The organism is Xanthomonas sp. NCPPB 4467 (assembly GCF_041475665.2).
GTDB lineage: Bacteria > Pseudomonadota > Gammaproteobacteria > Xanthomonadales > Xanthomonadaceae > Xanthomonas > Xanthomonas dyei.
Window position 1 is genome coordinate 5105963 of sequence record NZ_CM191260.1, and the last position, 16767, is coordinate 5122729.

Here is a 16767-nt window from a genome sequence, read left to right on the forward strand (position 1 = left end):
ATGTCACAGACTCCCGACTCCCCTGCTCCGTTGCAAGGCTCGGCCCGCGATCGCGAGATCGTCGAGGCGCGCGTCATCGTCACCTGCCCGGGCCGCAACTTCGTCACCTTGAAGATCCGCACCCGCTCGGGCATCACCGGGCTGGGCGATGCAACGCTCAATGGCCGCGAGCTGGCGGTGGCGGCGTATCTGCAGGAACACCTGGTGCCGAACCTGATCGGCCGCGACGCCGGCCGCATCGAAGACATCTGGCAGTTCTTCTATCGCGGTGCGTACTGGCGCCGTGGCCCGGTGACGATGAGCGCGATCGCCGCGGTGGACGTGGCGCTGTGGGACATCCTGGGCAAGATGGCCGGCATGCCGCTGTACCAGCTGCTGGGCGGGCGCTCGCGCGAAGGTGCGCTGGTCTACGGCCACGCCAACGGCCGCGACATCGCCGAAACCAGCGACGAAGTGGGCCGCTTCCGCGAGATGGGCTTTATCGCCATCCGCGCGCAATGCGGCGTGCCCGGCATCAAGAAGACCTATGGCATTTCCAGCGGCGGCAAGCCCTATGAGCCGGCCGAGAGCGAACTGCCCACCGAAACCGTGTGGTCCACTCCGCGCTATCTCGGTGTAGTGCCGAAACTGTTCGAGCAACTGCGCAACGACCACGGTGATGAAATCGAATTGCTGCACGATGCGCATCACCGGCTCACACCGATCGAAGCCGCGCGCCTGGGCCGCGATCTGGAGCCGTACCGGCTGTTCTGGCTGGAAGATGCCACGCCTGCGGAAAACCAGCGCGCGTTCGAGATCATTCGCCAGCACACGGTGACGCCGCTGGCGGTGGGCGAAGTGTTCAATTCGATCTGGGACTGCAAGCACCTGATCGAGCAGCAACTGATCGACTACATCCGCACCACGATTGTGCACGCCGGCGGCATCACACATGTGCGGCGGCTGGCGGATTTCGCCGCCCTGCATCAGGTGCGCACCGGCTTCCATGGCGCCACCGATCTATCGCCGGTGTGCATGGGCGCGGCATTGCACTTCGACACCTGGGTGCCCAACTTCGGCATCCAGGAATACATGTTCCATTCCGACGAAGCCAATGCGGTGTTCCCGCACGACTACGTGTTCCGCGACGGGCGCCTGCATTGCGGCGAAACCCCAGGGCATGGGGTGGATATCGACGAAGAACTCGCTGCCAAGTATCCCTATGTGCCCAAGCAGTTGCCGATTGCACGCCTGGAAGACGGCGCGATGTGGGACTGGTGATGCGCCTGTTGCCGGCAGCGCTGAGCGTGCTGATGGCAGCGCTTGCGCCTGGTGTTGCGCAGGCGCAGGCCAGCGCCGCTATCACTGCCGATGTCGCCTTCGATTGGTTCGATTATCGCGGCGACGATGCGGTGTTCGCCACGCCGCTGGCGGCTGGTCAGTACCGCAACCCGATCCTGGCCGGCTTCTATCCGGACCCCAGCATCACCCGCGTGGGCGAGCGCTATTACCTGATCAATTCCACGTTTGCGTATTTTCCGGCAATTCCGGTGTTCGAGAGCCGCGATCTGGTGCACTGGAGGCAGATCGGCAATGTGGTCGAGAGTGCCGACCAGCTCGACTACGACGGTCTGGGCGTCTCGCGCGGCATGTTCGCCGCCAGCATTCGGCATCACGACGGGCGCTTCTACGTGGTGGGCACCTCGGTGGACAGCGGCGGTAATTTCATCGCCAGCGCCGAGCGCGCGTCCGGCCCCTGGTCGGCGCTCACATGGTTGCCGAGCATCGATGGCATCGACCCGTCGTTGTTCTTCGACACCGACGGCAGCGCGTATTTGCTCAACAACGGCCCACCGGAAGGTACACCGTTGTACGAAGGCCACCGCGCGATCTGGATGCAGCGCTTCGACATCGCCACCCATCAGCCCACCGGCCCGCGCAAGGTGCTGCTCAACGGTGGCGTTGACTTGGCCAGCAAGCCGATCTGGATCGAAGGCCCGCACCTGTATCAACGCGACGGCTGGTACTACCTGTCGTGCGCCGAGGGCGGCACCGGGCCGCAACATTCGCAGGTGGTGCTGCGCAGCCGCAACGTATGGGGGCCGTATGCGCCCTCGCCGCACACCCCCATCCTCACCCAGCGCGACCTGCCCGCCGAGCGTGCGCATCCGGTCAGCAATGCCGGCCATGCCGATTTTGTCGAAGCACCCGACGGACAATGGTGGGCGGTGTTTCTGGCTAGCCGGCCGTACTCCGGCGAGCGCTACAACACCGGGCGCGAAACGTTCTTGTTGCCGGTGCAGTGGCGCGATGGCTGGCCGTCGATCCTGCCCGCCGGCACACCGATTCCTTCCATCGCCAACGCACCTGCAGGGGCAAAGTCGCCTGTCGACCAGGCGCCGCTGTCGGGCAACTTCACCTGGCACGACGACTTCACTGCCGCCACCTTGCAACGCGAATGGCTCAGCTTGCGCGTACCCAAACGCGCGGTGGCCGATACGCAGGCACGCGTCGGTTGGTTGACCCTGCATGCGACCGCGCAAGGCCTGGAAGGCAGCGGCACGCCCGCGTTTGTGGCGCGTCGCCAGCAACACACCCGCTTTCATGCCAGCACCGCGTTGGCGGTGCCTACGCAGGCCGGCGTGCAGGCCGGGCTGGCCGCGTTCCAGAACGCCAACGCGTGGTATGCACTGGGCGTGCGCCGCGACGGCGCTGCACTGGAAGTGTTTGTCGACAAGCGCGACGGCGCCACCACCACCACGCTGGCGCGTACCCGCATCCCGGCCACCACCACGCAGCTGCGGCTGCAGATCAGTGGCGATGGTGGCGCGTACAGCTTCGACTACGACGCCACCGGCGCCGGCTGGCAATCGCTGCGCCGCGACGACGACGCCGGCATGCTCAGCACCGCACAGGCCGGCGGCTTCGTCGGCAGCATGATCGGGCCCTTCGCCCGGTTGGAATTGGAACAGGACCGCACCAAGGAGGACTGACCATGCTTTCGCACTCTGCCCGTTCCACCACCGCCCCGCGCCGCGCCCTGGCCGCCAGCCTGCTGCTGGCGATTGCCGTTGCCAGCGGCACCACCCAGGCGGCCACACCGCCGCCGTATCTGGACACCCAACTGCCGTTCGAGACGCGCGCCGCCGACCTGGTGTCGCGCATGACGCTGGACGAAAAAGCCGCGCAGATGCAGAACGCCGCGCCGGCCATCCCGCGCCTGCAGGTGCCCGCCTACGATTGGTGGAACGAAGCGCTGCACGGCGTGGCGCGCGCCGGTGGCGCCACGGTGTTTCCGCAGGCGATCGGGCTGGCCGCCACCTTCGACACCCCGCTGATGGCCGAAGTGGCCACCGCCATCAGCGACGAAGCGCGCGCCAAACATCACGCCTTTCTAGCGCGCGGCGAGCACAAGCGCTACCAAGGGCTCACGTTCTGGTCGCCCAACATCAACATCTTCCGCGACCCACGCTGGGGCCGCGGCCAGGAAACTTACGGCGAAGATCCGTTTCTCACCGCGCGCATGGGCGTGACCTTCGTGCAAGGCCTGCAGGCGCAGCAGGGCGCGTATCGCAAGCTTGATGCCACCGCCAAGCACTACGCGGTGCACAGCGGCCCGGAAGCCGACCGCCACCACTTCGATGTGCATCCCAGCGAACGCGATCTGTATGAAACCTACCTGCCGGCCTTTCAGGCCTTGGTGCAGGAAGGCCATGTGGCCGCGGTGATGGGCGCCTACAACCGCGTCAACGGCGAGTCCGCCTCGGCCAGCACGCGGCTGGAAGGCATCCTGCGCAACGACTGGGGCTTCGATGGCTATATCGTCAGCGACTGCGCGGCGATCCGCGACATCTGGCAGAACCACAAGATCGTGCCCACGTCAGAGGCTGCTGCCGCATTGGGCGTCAAACATGGCACCGACCTGGATTGTGGCGACACCTATGCGGCATTGCCCAAGGCGGTGCGCGCCGGGTTGATCGACGAAGCCACCATCGATACCTCGCTCAAGCGCTTGATGACCACGCGCATGCGCTTGGGAATGTTCGACCCACCGGCCAAGGTGCCCTGGGCGCAGATTCCCGCATCGGCCAACCAATCGCCGCAGCACGATGCACTGGCACGCCGCACCGCGCGCGAATCGCTGGTACTGCTGAAAAACAATGGCCTGCTGCCGCTCAAATCCACGCTCAAACGCATCGCCGTGGTCGGCCCCACCGCCGACGACCCGATGTCGCTGCTGGGCAATTACTACGGCACGCCTGCCGCGCCGGTCACCATCCTGCAAGGTATTCGCGATGCGGCGCCACAGGCGCAGGTGGTGTATGCGCGCGGCAGCGATCTGGTGGAAGGACGCGAAGACCCCAACGCCGCCGCGCCGATCGAGGCGCGCTATCTGCGTCCGGCCGCCGATGCCAAGCAAAACGGATTGACCGGTGAATACTTCAAGGGCCGCAGCCTGGCCGGGCAACCGGTGCTCACCCGCATCGACCCGCGTATCGCGTTCCGCTGGGACCGCAATGCGCCGACCGACGATGCGCTGGGCCGTGGCGAACTGCAACCCGGGCAGGCCTTGGAGAAAGACGACTTCAGCGTGCGCTGGCACGGCCAGTTGTTGCCGCCGGTCACCGGCGATTACGAACTGCAGATCGCCGCCGATGACGGCGTGCGGCTATCTCTGGATGGCAAGTTACTGATCGACCAGTGGAGCGATGCACCGCGCATGCGCAGCGGCAATGCCAGCGTGCACCTGGAAGCCGGCAAGGCCTACGACCTGCGCGTGGAGTATTACGAAGCCACCCGCGATGCCGGGGTGCGTCTGGCCTGGCGCATGCCCGGCGCCAAGCCACCGTTGCAGGAAGCGGTAGACGCCGCGCGTAACGCCGAGGTGGTGGTCTTCGTCGGCGGGCTCACTGGCGATGTCGAAGGCGAAGAGATGGACGTCAACTACCCCGGCTTTGCCGGTGGCGACCGCACCGACACGCGCCTGCCCAAACCGCAGCGTGACTTACTGCAGGCAGTGCAGGCCACCGGCACGCCGGTGGTGATGGTGCTGACCACCGGCTCGGCACTGGCCATCGATTGGGCGCAGCAGCACATCCCCGCAATTCTGCTGGCCTGGTATCCCGGCCAACGCGGCGGCAGCGCGGTGGGCGATGTGTTGTTTGGTCAAGCCAATCCCGGCGGTCGCCTGCCGATCACGTTCTACAAGGAAAACGAGCGCTTGCCGGCCTTCGATGATTACGCCATGCGCGGCCGCACCTATCGCTATTTCAACGGCACACCGCTGTACCCGTTCGGCCATGGCCTGTCGTACACGCAATTTGCGTATTCGAACCTGCGCCTGGATCGCACCACCGTCGCAGCCGACGGCACGCTACGCGCCAGCATCACTGTGAAAAACACCGGTCAACGTGCGGGCGACGAAGTGGTGCAGCTCTACCTGCACCCACTCGCACCGCAGCGCGAACGTGCCGGCAAGGAGCTGCGCGGCTTCCAGCGCATCACCCTGCAACCGGGCGAACACCGCGAGGTGAGCTTCACCATCACCCCACAGACCGACCTGCGTCTCTACGACGAGCAGCGCAAGTCGTACGCCGTGGATCCGGGTACGTATGAAGTGCAGATTGGTGCCTCCAGCAGCGACATCCGCGCCAAAAAAACCTTCACCATCGACAAAGAGTAAGGCATTCACCCCTCTCCCACCGGGAGAGGGGTTGGGGTGAGGGTACGGCCCCAAGCGCCCTAACCAGGCAACACGTCTCGCAGAAACCCATATGCCAACGCCACGCTTGTCACGCAGTACACTCGCCGCCCTGCCACCCACCGTGGTCACGCCCGGCTACGACACTGCAGCCACCACCATCGGTATCGTGCACCTGGGCGCTGGCGCTTTTTTTCGCGCGCATCAGGCGGTCTACATCGATGACCTGCTTGCCACCGATCCCGGTTGGGCCATCAGCGCCGTCTCGTTGCACAGCCCGCAGGTGCGCGACGCCCTGCGTCCGCAGGATGGTCTCTACACACTCGCCCTGCTCGACGAGAGGCCGCAGCTGCGCGTCATCGGCTCCATTTGCGAAGTGCTATGCGCTGCAGACGAACACCCCGCCGTGCTCGCACGCCTCGCCGACCCGGCAGTGCGCCTGGTCACGCTCACCATCACCGAAAAAGGCTACTGCCTGGCCGGCGACACGCTGGATCTGAGCCACCCCGATATCGTGCACGACATCGCGAGCCCTGCCACACCCCGAAGCGCCATCGGCTATCTGGTGGCCGGCCTGCAACAGCGCATGCAGCGCGGCATCGCACCGTTCACTGCACTGAGTTGCGACAACCTGGCAGACAACGGCAGCCTGCTGCGTCGCGCGGTGGTGACGCTTGCAGGCCAGCACGATCTCGCGCTTGCGGCGTGGATCGACCAGCACGTCAGCTTTCCGTGTTCGATGGTCGACAGCATCACGCCAGCCACCGACGATGCAGTGCGCCAGCAGGTGCAAGCGCAGCTCGGTCAGTCCGATGCATGGCCAATCCAGCGCGAGCGCTACAGCCAGTGGGTGATCGAAGACCGCTTCTGCAACGGACGCCCCGCCTTCGAACGCGCAGGCGTCACCCTCAGCGACGACATCGCCGGCTACGCACGCGCCAAGCTGCGCCTGCTCAACGCCCCGCATTCCGCGCTCGCCTACCTCGGCAGTTTGCTGGAGCGCGACACCGTGGCCGACGCCATGCGTCAGCCGCCACTGGCAGCTTTTGTCGAAACACTGATGCGCCAGGACATCGCCCCCACCCTGCAGCCCATGCCGGGCTTCGACGCGCAGCGCTACAGCGATGCCATCCTTGCGCGGTTCCGCAATCCCGCCATCCGCCATCTATTGGCACAGATCGCCTGGGACGGCTCGCAAAAGCTTCCCGTGCGGCTGCTTTCCACGATCGGCGACGCGCTCGCTGCAGGCCAACCGATCGATCGCCTCTGCCTGCCAGTGGCCGCGTGGCTGCACTTCATTCGCAGGCAGGCGCACAACGGCACCGTGCTGTTCGACCCCTTGAGCGAGGCGCTCAGCGCGCTGGGACGCGAAGCAACCGGCGATGCCGGCCATGACATCGCCTTGTTTCTCAAGCTGGATGCCGTGTTCGCACCGTTGTCTGCAGATGTGCGGTTTTCTGCAGCGCTGACTAGCGCATATGCAGCGCTGGGTGCCGCGACACCGCACGCCGTGGAGAAAGCGCTTGTCGCGATGCGTATTGCCTAGCGGATGCGCTGGGTGCCATTTCGGCCAGCGATGTGTCGGCCGTCGATTTGAAAGCGCTGCGATGCGCAATGCGCTACTGCCTTAAGCGATGGCAGATCAGCAGGCATGCAGTCTGACGCGGCACCAGCGTCAGCATTGCCGTCGAGCGCTGTCGATGGGAGGCGAATCCGATGCTCCAGCGTCGTAAATCCCTGCCCGGTTACCCGGCTGCAATGACCTGACCAATCCGCAGCAGATTGCCGCTCTCATCCACAATCGCAAACTCGCGCATCCCCCAAGGCTTGTCGCCCACCGGGTCGATCCGCGGAACACCGCGCTGCGGAAGTGCCGCCGACTGCATCGCCGCGTAGATCTCATCCACATCACCCACCCGCAGATAGCACCCCGCATAACAAGCAGCCGGGTCGAGATCCGGATGCGCAAAGAAATGCAGCTCCACAGCACCACGCCGCATAATCGCGTATCCCGCATCATGCGGATGCGCATCGCCCTCAAACCCGAGCCGCCGATAGAACGTCAGCGTCTGCGCAATCGAGCGGCTGGGCAGGATTGGGATGGTTTGGTCATGCTCTGAAAGCTGGATCATGATTTGCTCTTTCATGACGCAATTGGACACCACCAAAGACTACACCGCCAGCAACTGACATAACGACAGGGCTGCTGACAATGTCAGGCATCTCAGGAGCACAGCTACTCAATAGAGAAGGGTCGAGCGATCACTCTTTGTGAGAGCGGTAAAGAACTAAGCGACCTCATCTATTAAAAGTTGGCGACTTCCCATGTCAACGCAGGCTGTGGTAGAAGACAAAAACAACGGGGAACGGAGCAAGCCACATGGATTTTGTTGATCAATTACGTGTTCTGGCAACGCGCATAAGCACAACACGAGCATTGATTCAGACAGAAGAAGCCACCAAGAATGCCATGGTGATGCCTCTTATACAGATTTTAGGTTACAACGTTTTTGATCCCCTAGAAGTCACACCGGAAATCGTAGCTGACGTTGGAACGAAGAAGGGAGAGAAAGTAGATTACGCAATTCTTCGTGATGGAAAACCCATCATTTTATTTGAATGCAAGAAAGCTGGAGCAGAGTTAAGCATTAATCACGCCAGTCAACTTTTTCGCTATTTCCACGTTACTGCAGCACGTTTTGGAGTGCTTACAAACGGTTTGGTCTATCGGTTCTTTACGGACCTGGAGCAGCCGAACAAGATGGATGAAAAGCCATTCTTCGAATTCAACGTGCTGGACTTCAAGGATCGCGACGTTGAAGAACTGAAGAAATTTGCCAAGTCAGCTTTCGATCTTGACACAATCCTGACGACCGCCAACGAATTAAAGTACACGCGAGCCATTCAGACACGACTTGCGGAATTGATGCATCAGCCAACCGAAGATTTCGTCAAACTGGTCTCAGCTGAGCTTATTGGAAGTCGACGTTTCACACCTGCCATACGAGAACAGTTCACAACCATTACACGCAGAGCCTTTGAGCAGCTTGTCAGCGAAAGGATCAATGAAAGACTGAAGGGTGCGATGGCGCCCGAGGCAATTTCTATCAATGAGCACACTCCAACTATTGTTCCCGAGCAGGCTGCATCGGCAGCATCAAACCTTTCGTCTGACGCCATGGTAGTTACCACTCCAGAGGAAATCGAGGGATTTCATGTTGTCCGCGCCATCGTGCGTGAACTCGTGCCTGGAAAGCGAGTCTTCATGAGAGATGCACAAAGTTATTGCGCAGTTCTTCTTGACGATAACAACCGAAAACCTATTTGCAGACTCCGCTTCAATAATCTTCAAAAGTTGCGGATTGGCGTATTCAATCAGAATAAGGAGGAGGAACAGATCGATATCAGCTCGATTGATGATATTTATGGTCTAGCCGACAGGATCAAGGAAGCGGTTGTTGCTTATCTACCACAAGAGGCGTAGTTGCTCCTTTGAGGAGGTCGACACCTCTCTTAATTCATCTACCTTCCTCAGGCTCCGCTAGCAAATTTTTTGTGGACCTGTGACATGCTTGACCTCCGTTTTCACCAGGACATGCGTTACCACCATCGCCATGGCAATGCGCAAAAAGCAGGATCTGCCGGAGAAGGTGTGCGTGCAATGCGGGCGGCCATTCCGTTGGCGCAAGAAGTGGGAGAAGGTCTGGGACGAGGTGAAGTACTGCTCGGATCGATGCCGCGGCGATAGCAAGCGGCACCGACCCGCGCCTTAGCGCGGCTGGCAGGCCGCGTGCGCTGTCGGCGAACAGGCAGGGGCGGTGCTCGGATCGGTATGCCGCATACGTCCGCTGAAGTTGCGTCGCGCCGTACCCGCCACTAAGAGCGGCTAACAAAACGTAGCGAGCAGTCGTCAGGTGGGTGTGGACGGCGCGGAGGAACCGGAGTGTACGGGTGGTACATGAGGATTCCGAGCACCGGCCGCGCCCGCCTGGCGGCTGCACAGTAGTTTTGTTAGCTGCTCTAATGCCCAGACGACGACTGCTGGTAACGTTTGCCGGCCGCCTTGCCTGATAAGGCCGCTACGCTACTCCGCTGCGGCCACGCGTCTGACGCTGACGCAGCGTGACGCGATGACGGGTATCCACTGACAACCGCTAACGCTTTGTTGCCGCCTTCTTCGCCGTACTCGACTTGCTCGCACACTTGGTGCTGCTGCGCTTGCTGGCCACTGCCATATTGTGGACCAGGTTCGGATACGGCCGGCCGGCTGCCTTGGCGCGCTTTTTGGCTTTTTGGGCAGGAGACAGCAACGTTGAGGCCGACTTTTTGACCGGATTGGGCTTGATCCAAGGCGCTGTTTTTTCGCGCCGCTCGTCTTTGCACTACACGCGTTAATACGTTTCTTTGCCAGGCTATTGCGAACGCCCGCTTGCTTGGCAGGTACATTCTCTGGTGCTGTTTTCTTGGATGCTGCCTTCTTGCTGGCCGTCTTCTTGGTTGCCGCTTTCTTGGCAACCTTCCTCACTACAGAAGGAGATCCGCTCCGCTGCATGCTCGCGAAAGGCTGACCACCTTGAATAGCGCAGCGAACCGCGATCGATCACTTGCGGATCAGCCTGCTCGCAGCGAAGACGTGGCATCGTCGTGCCGATACACTCGATCACACGTTGTCATCGGAGGGAACATGCCTTGAAACGGTCGTTACTCGCCGTCGTCACTGCCGTCGCACTCGCCGCGCCGCTCCTTGCACTGTCGGTCGATGACGCGTGTGCTGTAGAGCGTGCATCGCACAATCAGATCGGTGCAGGCGAGAGCTGGAAACAGATCCGCGCCGACAGCACACCGCATGCGCGTCACGAGAACAGCATGGTGGCCATCGGCGAGCGGCTCTATCTGATCGGCGGGCGCGACCAGCGGCCACTGGACATCTTCGACACCCGAACGCGTCGCTGGTCGCAAGGCAGTGCGCCACCGCTGATGGTGAGCCATGCGCAGGCAGTGGTGGTGGCGGGCAAGCTGTATTTTGTCGGCGGATTTACCGGCGATTACCCGGAGGAAGCCTCGCTGACCCACCTGCTGATCTACGATCCGCAGACCGACACCTGGCAGGTGGGGCCGGAGATTCCCGCGCACCGTCGGCGTGGTGCGGCAGGCGCAGTTGCGCATGAGGGCGTGCTGTATCTGGTGGGCGGCAACACGCGCGGGCACATGAGCGGCTATGTGCCGTGGCTCGACGCCTTCGACACCAAGACCCAGCAGTGGACGCAGCTGGCCGACGCCCCGCACGCACGCGACCATTTTCATGCGACAGTACTCGACGGCAAGCTGTATGCCGCCGGTGGGCGCAGGTCCGCGCATGAAAGCGGCAATACCCTTGCGCAGACGATTCCGGAAGTGGATATTTACGATATTCAACGCGGCACCTGGTCAGTCGCGCCGGCGGCCTTGCCGACGCAGCGTGCGGGCACCGCCGCCATCGTGCGCAATGGCCAGCTGCTGATCATCGGCGGCGAGAGCATGCGTCAGGTCAAGGCGCACGACGAGGTAGAAGCCTACGATCCGGCCAGATCCACCTGGACAGCGCTGGCCGCACTCCCGCAAGGGCGTCACGGCACGCAGGCCGCAGCAGTCGGCGACGATCTCTACATCGTTGCGGGCAGCGGCAACCGGGGTGGTGGGCCGGAGCTGGATGATGTGTTGGTGTTGGATGACGCGGACGCCATGCGCTAAGCAGCGTGGGCGACAGCCGCGTCGAATCGCAGGAGTGGCTTGAAGGGAAAGCGACTGGTCATGCAGGGCTACTTGTCATGCAGGGATATAGGTAACGCGCCATCGCGGCCAAGGCCGCTCCTACAAGAGCGGCGACTGGATGGGCCAAGGTTTGGTCGCCCGATAGGTACTACCGTGCAAACTGCAACCCCAGCGCCTTGACCCGTACGCGTGTCAGCATCGCGTGCGAGGTCATGTAGAGCGTGTGACCGTCGTTGCCGAAGGCGCAGTTGGAGATGGCGTCGCCGGTTTCGATGCGGCCCAGGCGTTGGCCGGCCGGGTTGAAGACGATGACGCCGCCGGGGCCGGTGGCAAACAAGTGGCCGTCGGCGGACACCGCCATGCCGTCCGGCAGGCCTGGCGAGTCCTTGCCCACCAGATCCGAGGCATCGGCGAACACACGCTTGCTGGTGACCGCGCCACGGGCGTCGAGCGCATACGCCATCCAGATCGGCCGTTCCGGATCGGAATTGGACACGTACAAGGTGCGCGCATCGGGCGAGAGCGCAATGCCGTTGGGAAAGCGCAGGCTGTCGTCCAGCAGATGTACGCTGCCATCGGTGTCCAGCCGATAGACGCCGTTGAAGCGCAGCTCCTTGACCGGCGAGTCGTTCAAATCTTTCAAGCCGTACGGCGGGTCGGTGAAGAACACCACGCCGTCAGTGCGACGGACCACATCGTTCGGGCTATTGAAGCGTTTGCCATCGAAGCTGGTAGCCAGCGGTGTTTTCTTGCGTGTGGCCGGGTCGAGCCTGGCGACGATGCGGGTGCCGGAGTCGGCCAGCAACACGGTGCCGTCGGGCTCGGCATACAGTCCGTTGGCACCGGCTTCGCGTAGCGTGGCCTGCTCCGGGCCGACATAGCCCGAGGGCGACAGCAACACCGACAGGCCGGCCTGTTCGGACCAGCGATACAGCTTGTTTTCCGGCACATCGGTAAACAACAGATAGCCGCCGTTGCGCACCCATGCCGGGCCTTCGGACCAGGTGAAGCCTTCGGTGAGCTTCTCGACACGCGCATCTGTGGCAACCACATCGCTGAAGCGGCGATCGAAGATTTCCACCTGCCCGATGGATGGGAAGCGCGGCGGCGGCGGATCCTTCTTGGTGCAGGCAGCGACAATCGCCAACAACGGAACGGCCAACAACAGATAGGACGGCAAGCGCATCGGACAGTCCAAAAATCCAGGTGGTGCATCATGCCACCTTGCGTGTGCAGGCTCGCGCGCGTCCTGGCGAGCGCGACTATCGACCAGCACTCGTAGGCACCGCCAACACCGCATCCAGCGCCGGTTTTGGCTGGTGATTGCGGTCGAACAGCAGCGGGTAATTGGTGCGGCCTGGCACCGGGTAATCGTTCTTCCACGACATGCCGTCGCTGACGCCCCACACGCTTACGCGCGCAAGCTTGCCGCGCTTGCGCCAGAACAGCGCAAATAACTCCGCGTAGCGGTCGCGCAGTTGCGCCTGCACGGCAGGCGGCAGTCCATCGCGGTAGGGGTCGAGAAAGCGCTTGAATTCCGGTAGTTGGAACTGCTTGTGCGCCAGCCCGGTGCCGATGACCTGGCCTTGCCTGGTGAGCGGCAGCACGTCCACGTCGAGCTCGGTGATCATGACCTTGATGCCGAGCGCGGCGTACGCATCGATGGCATCTTCGATATCGCGCAGGCTGGGATAGTCGAGCCCCCAATGGCCTTGCATGCCGACACCGTCGATACGAATGCCGGATTGCTGCAGCATCCTGACCATGCGCACGATGCCGTCGCGCTTGCTCGGCCGCCATGCGTTGAAGTCGTTGTAGTAGAGCTCTGCGTCCGGTGCATACCGCTGTGCAAAGGTAAACGCATTGCGCACCACGGTGTCGCCATCGCCCACGCGTTGTACCCAGTTGGTGGAACGGTAACCGCCGTCTTCGTCGATGATCTCGTTGACCACATCCCAGGCCTGCACCTTGCCGACGTGGCGCCCGGCCACGCCTGCGATGTGTGCGCGCATGCGCTCGATCTGCGCGGCTGAGCTATTGGGCTTGCCCTGCGCATCCACAAAGAACCAGTCCGGGGTCTGGTTGTGCCAGACCAGGGTATGCCCCACCACAATCAGGCGATTGCGTTGCGCGTAGTCCACGAACGCATCTGCAGCGCGGAAGTCGAAGACGCCTGGTCGTGGCGCAACGACCTCGGCCTTCATCACGTTCTCCGCGGTGACCGCGTTGAAGTGGCAGGCCACCAATGCGGCGGCCGCGGCGTCCTTGCCGGAGACGATGTCGGCATTGACCGCAGTGCCGAGCAAGAACCCGTCGGCATACGCGCGCTTGAGCGATGTGGCGGCGGTGTCGCAACGCGCGGCTGCGGGCAGGGCGGCGATCGCGCCGACGCCCACAATGGCAATGCGCAACAGGGTTGCAACAGCGGGTAGGTGCGTGTGCATGGCAGGTGTCCGAGTGAGGTGCTGCAGGCGACAGGTCATGCGCAATCCCATCATTGCGCCACGATCTGCGCCTGCGCGGCGTCCAGGCTGTCCGATTCGACATGCAGCGTGATGGTGCCGCGTGCGCCCGCCTTCGCCCGCACGATCGCCAGGCACAGCCCGTTGAAGGCGTTGCGTTGCGGCGAAGCGAACGGCTCCAGATTGGTGGGGTCGCCGTTGTCGGTGGCGACCAGTTCGCCCGGGCCATCGATCCGAAACCGCAGGCGGTCGCCCGCGGTGGGCGCAGGCCGTCCGTCGCGATCCAGCAATTGCACGGTGACGAAGCTCAGATCCCGGCCGTCGCCGTCGATGCGGCTGCGGTCGGGCGTGATCTGCAGGCGCGCCGCGCGGCCGGAGGTCTGCACGCGGTCGCTGGCCCATGGCTTGCCGTCCTTGTAGGCCTGCACGCGCAGCTCGCCGGGCTGGTACACCACATCGTCCCAGCGCAGCCGGTAGTGCAGCGCGCGCTTACGCTTGCGCCCCTGCGAGACACCATTGACGAACAGCTCGGCCTCATCGCCGGAGGTAAACACATGCACTGGCGTCACCTGGCCCTCGCGGCCGGGCCAGCTCCAGTGCGGCAGCAGATGCGCCATCGGCAGCTGCGGGCGCCAGCGCGCCTGATATAACCAGTAGCGATCCTTGGGAAACCCCGCCAGATCGAAGATGCCCGAATACGCACTGCGCGAGCTGTAATACGGCGTGGGCTCGCCCAGATAGTCGAAGCCGGTCCAGACGAATTCGCCGGCGACATACGGGTGCCGGTCCAGCGCCGCAAACACCTTGTCGGCACTGGAGCCGAAGTCCACCGCATGCAGCTCGTAGGCGCTGACCTGATGCGCCACCGAGTCGCCGCCGCGCCCGTCGCGTACCGGCGCGCTGATGTCCGGGCTCACCGGAAACAGATACACGCCGCGGCTGCTCAGGGCCGACGCGGTTTCGCTACTGACAATGGCCTTGTGCGGGAATGCCGCATGAAATGCCGGGTATTGCGGCGGCTTGCGGATGCGCTCGGTGCCTGCGAATTCGGGGGCATCGCGGATGCCCTCGCCCTGGTAGTTGAGGCTGATGACATCCAGCGCGGCCGGCAATGGCATGTCCGGCGAAGCGTAGTTCATCGCCACCGTGGCCGGCCGCGACGGATCTTCGTCATGCACGATGGCGTGCAGCGTGCGCGCGATGGCGGCGCCCTGTTGCCCGGTGTACTGCTCGCCGACTTCATTGCCGACACTCCACAGCATCACCGACGGATGGTTGCGGTCGCGTCGCAACATCGCGCGCAGATCCGGCTCATGCCATTGCCCAAATACCAGATGGAAATCCAGCGGCGTCTTCTTCATCTCCCAACTGTCGAACACCTCGTCCACCACCAGCAGGCCCATGCGATCGGTGAGTTCCAGCAGCTCCGGTGCGGGTGGGTTGTGGCTCATGCGGATGGCGTTGGCACCCATCTGTTGCAGTAACTGCAACTGCCGCTCAGCGGCGCGCACATTGAACGCGGCACCGAGCGCGCCGAGATCGTGATGGTTGTTCACCCCGCGAATCGGCACATGCTCGCCATTGACCAGCAGCCCCTTGTCCACATCGAACACGATGCTGCGGATGCCGAACGGGGTTTCGTAGCGATCCACCACCTGCCCCTGCTGGCGCACTTCGGTCACCGCCACGTAGCGATGCGGTTGCTGGGTCGGCGGTGGCCCCCACAGGCGTGGTGCTTCGATCTGCACGGTGCCCTGCACGCGGGCGCTGCCGCCGGCAGGCACGGCAATCTGCGCTACGGGAATCTGCGCGACCGCATCGCCACTGCGTGTACCCGTTGCCGCGTCGAGTACGTAGATGGCGGTGCCGACCTGCGCCTGCGCCGCAGTGCGCGCAGCGTTATCCAACGTCACGGCCAGCTGGATCTGTGCCGATGCCGCCGACACCTGGGGGGTGGTCAGCTGCGTGCCCCACTGTGCGATGTGCAGCGGCGCGGTCTTGGTCAGCCACACATTGCGATACAGCCCGCCACCGGGATACCAGCGCGCCGAGTCGGGTGGATTGTCCAGGCGGATCGCCAGCTGGTTGCGCGCGCCGGCAATCGCATACGGCGTCAGGTCCACGCGCCAGGAGCTGTAGCCGTAAGGCCAGCCGCCGACCAGCCTGCCGTTGAGCCAGACCGTGGCATAGGACATCGCCCCATCGAGATCGAGAAACAGCGAGCGACCGCGATCGCTGGCCGGAATGTCCAGGGTTTTGCGATACCAGCCGATGCCCCAACTCGGCAGACGCCCCATCCCGCCGTACGGACCATCGACCAGAAACGGCCCGGCGATGGCCCAGTCGTGTGGCAGATCCACGGTTTGCCAGCGGCTATCGTCGAACTGCGGCTGCACATACGCGACGTCGTTGCCGGGATTGCCGGGCGGGCGTCGATGCCGTTGCGCCGGGTCGGCAATGAATGCGTTGGCGGTTGGCAGAATCCACGGCTTGAGCACGTCCTTGGCCGCTGCGCGCAGCTGCTGCGCCTGATCCGGGCGCGCATCGGCCACCTTGCCGTCTTCGCTGCGGATCACCTGCGGGCGCGCGTCGTAATCGAGCACCACCGTATTGCCCGGCGGGTCGTCGCGCTGAAAGCGCCATTGCGCGTTGAGCGACACCCGCTCGCGCGGTGCGCTGGTCTGTGCGGTGGCGTCGAGGGTGGGCAGTGCAAGCCCGGCACAGATCATGACGGTGCAGATCATGTTGGTGCAGCTAACGCGCATGGCATTGCGCCACGTTGCAGCGCGTGGCGACTGTCCGCTGGTCATGACCTCAGCCTGCCACGCTTGCGTATGACGCGACGTTGCACGCCGCTGCTGCGTCGCATCGCTG

The 16767-nt window shown here is 63.5% G+C and carries 11 protein-coding genes and 1 other RNA gene; 7 read left to right on the plus strand and 5 right to left on the minus strand.

What is annotated here, in order from left to right; all coding sequences use genetic code 11:
* The 4 genes from manD to ACCQ06_RS22385 all read left to right on the plus strand — a co-directional run bounded on the left by manD (position 1) and on the right by ACCQ06_RS22385 (position 7226).
* Positions 1 to 1260, plus strand: a complete 1260-nt coding sequence (gene manD, locus ACCQ06_RS22370) for a D-mannonate dehydratase ManD (protein WP_115529450.1) — start codon at positions 1 to 3, stop codon at positions 1258 to 1260.
* Positions 1260 to 2972 (plus strand): glycoside hydrolase family 43 protein, encoded by a 1713-nt coding sequence (locus ACCQ06_RS22375; protein ID WP_372364655.1) that lies wholly within the window; start codon positions 1260 to 1262, stop codon positions 2970 to 2972. The genes manD and ACCQ06_RS22375 overlap by 1 nt, the downstream gene beginning before the upstream one ends.
* Positions 2973 to 3043: 71 nt before the next feature.
* Positions 3044 to 5662, plus strand: coding sequence for a glycoside hydrolase family 3 C-terminal domain-containing protein (locus ACCQ06_RS22380; RefSeq protein WP_372365901.1), 2619 nt, complete (start codon positions 3044 to 3046; stop codon positions 5660 to 5662).
* Positions 5663 to 5753: 91 nt separating this feature from the next.
* Positions 5754 to 7226, plus strand: a complete 1473-nt coding sequence (locus ACCQ06_RS22385) for a mannitol dehydrogenase family protein (RefSeq protein ID WP_316689513.1) — start codon at positions 5754 to 5756, stop codon at positions 7224 to 7226.
* 199 nt (positions 7227 to 7425) lie between these two features.
* Here the strand turns inward: ACCQ06_RS22385 and ACCQ06_RS22390 are convergent, their stop codons facing one another.
* Complete coding sequence (locus ACCQ06_RS22390) at positions 7426 to 7812, minus strand: bleomycin resistance protein (RefSeq protein WP_228323762.1); 387 nt, start codon at positions 7810 to 7812, stop codon at positions 7426 to 7428.
* Between the two features lie 248 nt (positions 7813 to 8060).
* Between ACCQ06_RS22390 and ACCQ06_RS22395 the strand changes: the two genes are divergently transcribed.
* Positions 8061 to 9164, plus strand: coding sequence for a type I restriction endonuclease (locus ACCQ06_RS22395; RefSeq protein WP_055854722.1), 1104 nt, complete (start codon positions 8061 to 8063; stop codon positions 9162 to 9164).
* Positions 9165 to 9294: 130 nt separating this feature from the next.
* Positions 9295 to 9453 (plus strand): DUF2256 domain-containing protein, encoded by a 159-nt coding sequence (locus ACCQ06_RS22400; RefSeq protein ID WP_104615202.1) that lies wholly within the window; start codon positions 9295 to 9297, stop codon positions 9451 to 9453.
* Positions 9454 to 9564: 111 nt separating this feature from the next.
* On the opposite strand, the gene ACCQ06_RS22405 is transcribed toward ACCQ06_RS22400, so the two are convergent.
* Positions 9565 to 9640, minus strand: a non-coding RNA gene (locus tag ACCQ06_RS22405) — sX9 sRNA.
* Between the two features lie 729 nt (positions 9641 to 10369).
* Between ACCQ06_RS22405 and ACCQ06_RS22410 the strand changes: the two genes are divergently transcribed.
* Positions 10370 to 11410 carry a Kelch repeat-containing protein gene (locus ACCQ06_RS22410; RefSeq protein ID WP_425611861.1) on the plus strand — a complete coding sequence of 347 codons (1041 nt, stop codon included), beginning with the start codon at positions 10370 to 10372 and terminating at the stop codon, positions 11408 to 11410.
* A 169-nt stretch (positions 11411 to 11579) separates the two neighbouring features.
* On the opposite strand, the gene ACCQ06_RS22415 is transcribed toward ACCQ06_RS22410, so the two are convergent.
* The 3 genes from ACCQ06_RS22415 to galB form a co-directional block, all read right to left on the minus strand.
* Entirely contained in the window at positions 11580 to 12617 is a 1038-nt protein-coding gene (locus ACCQ06_RS22415) for an SMP-30/gluconolactonase/LRE family protein (RefSeq protein ID WP_316689516.1), read from the minus strand.
* Between the two features lie 76 nt (positions 12618 to 12693).
* Positions 12694 to 13875: an endo-1,4-beta-xylanase gene (locus ACCQ06_RS22420; RefSeq protein ID WP_316689517.1), complete on the minus strand. Its 1182-nt coding sequence runs from the start codon at positions 13873 to 13875 to the stop codon at positions 12694 to 12696.
* A 50-nt stretch (positions 13876 to 13925) separates the two neighbouring features.
* Positions 13926 to 16622 carry a beta-galactosidase GalB gene (gene galB, locus ACCQ06_RS22425; protein ID WP_316692730.1) on the minus strand — a complete coding sequence of 899 codons (2697 nt, stop codon included), beginning with the start codon at positions 16620 to 16622 and terminating at the stop codon, positions 13926 to 13928.
* Between the last annotated feature and the right edge of the window lie 145 nt (positions 16623 to 16767).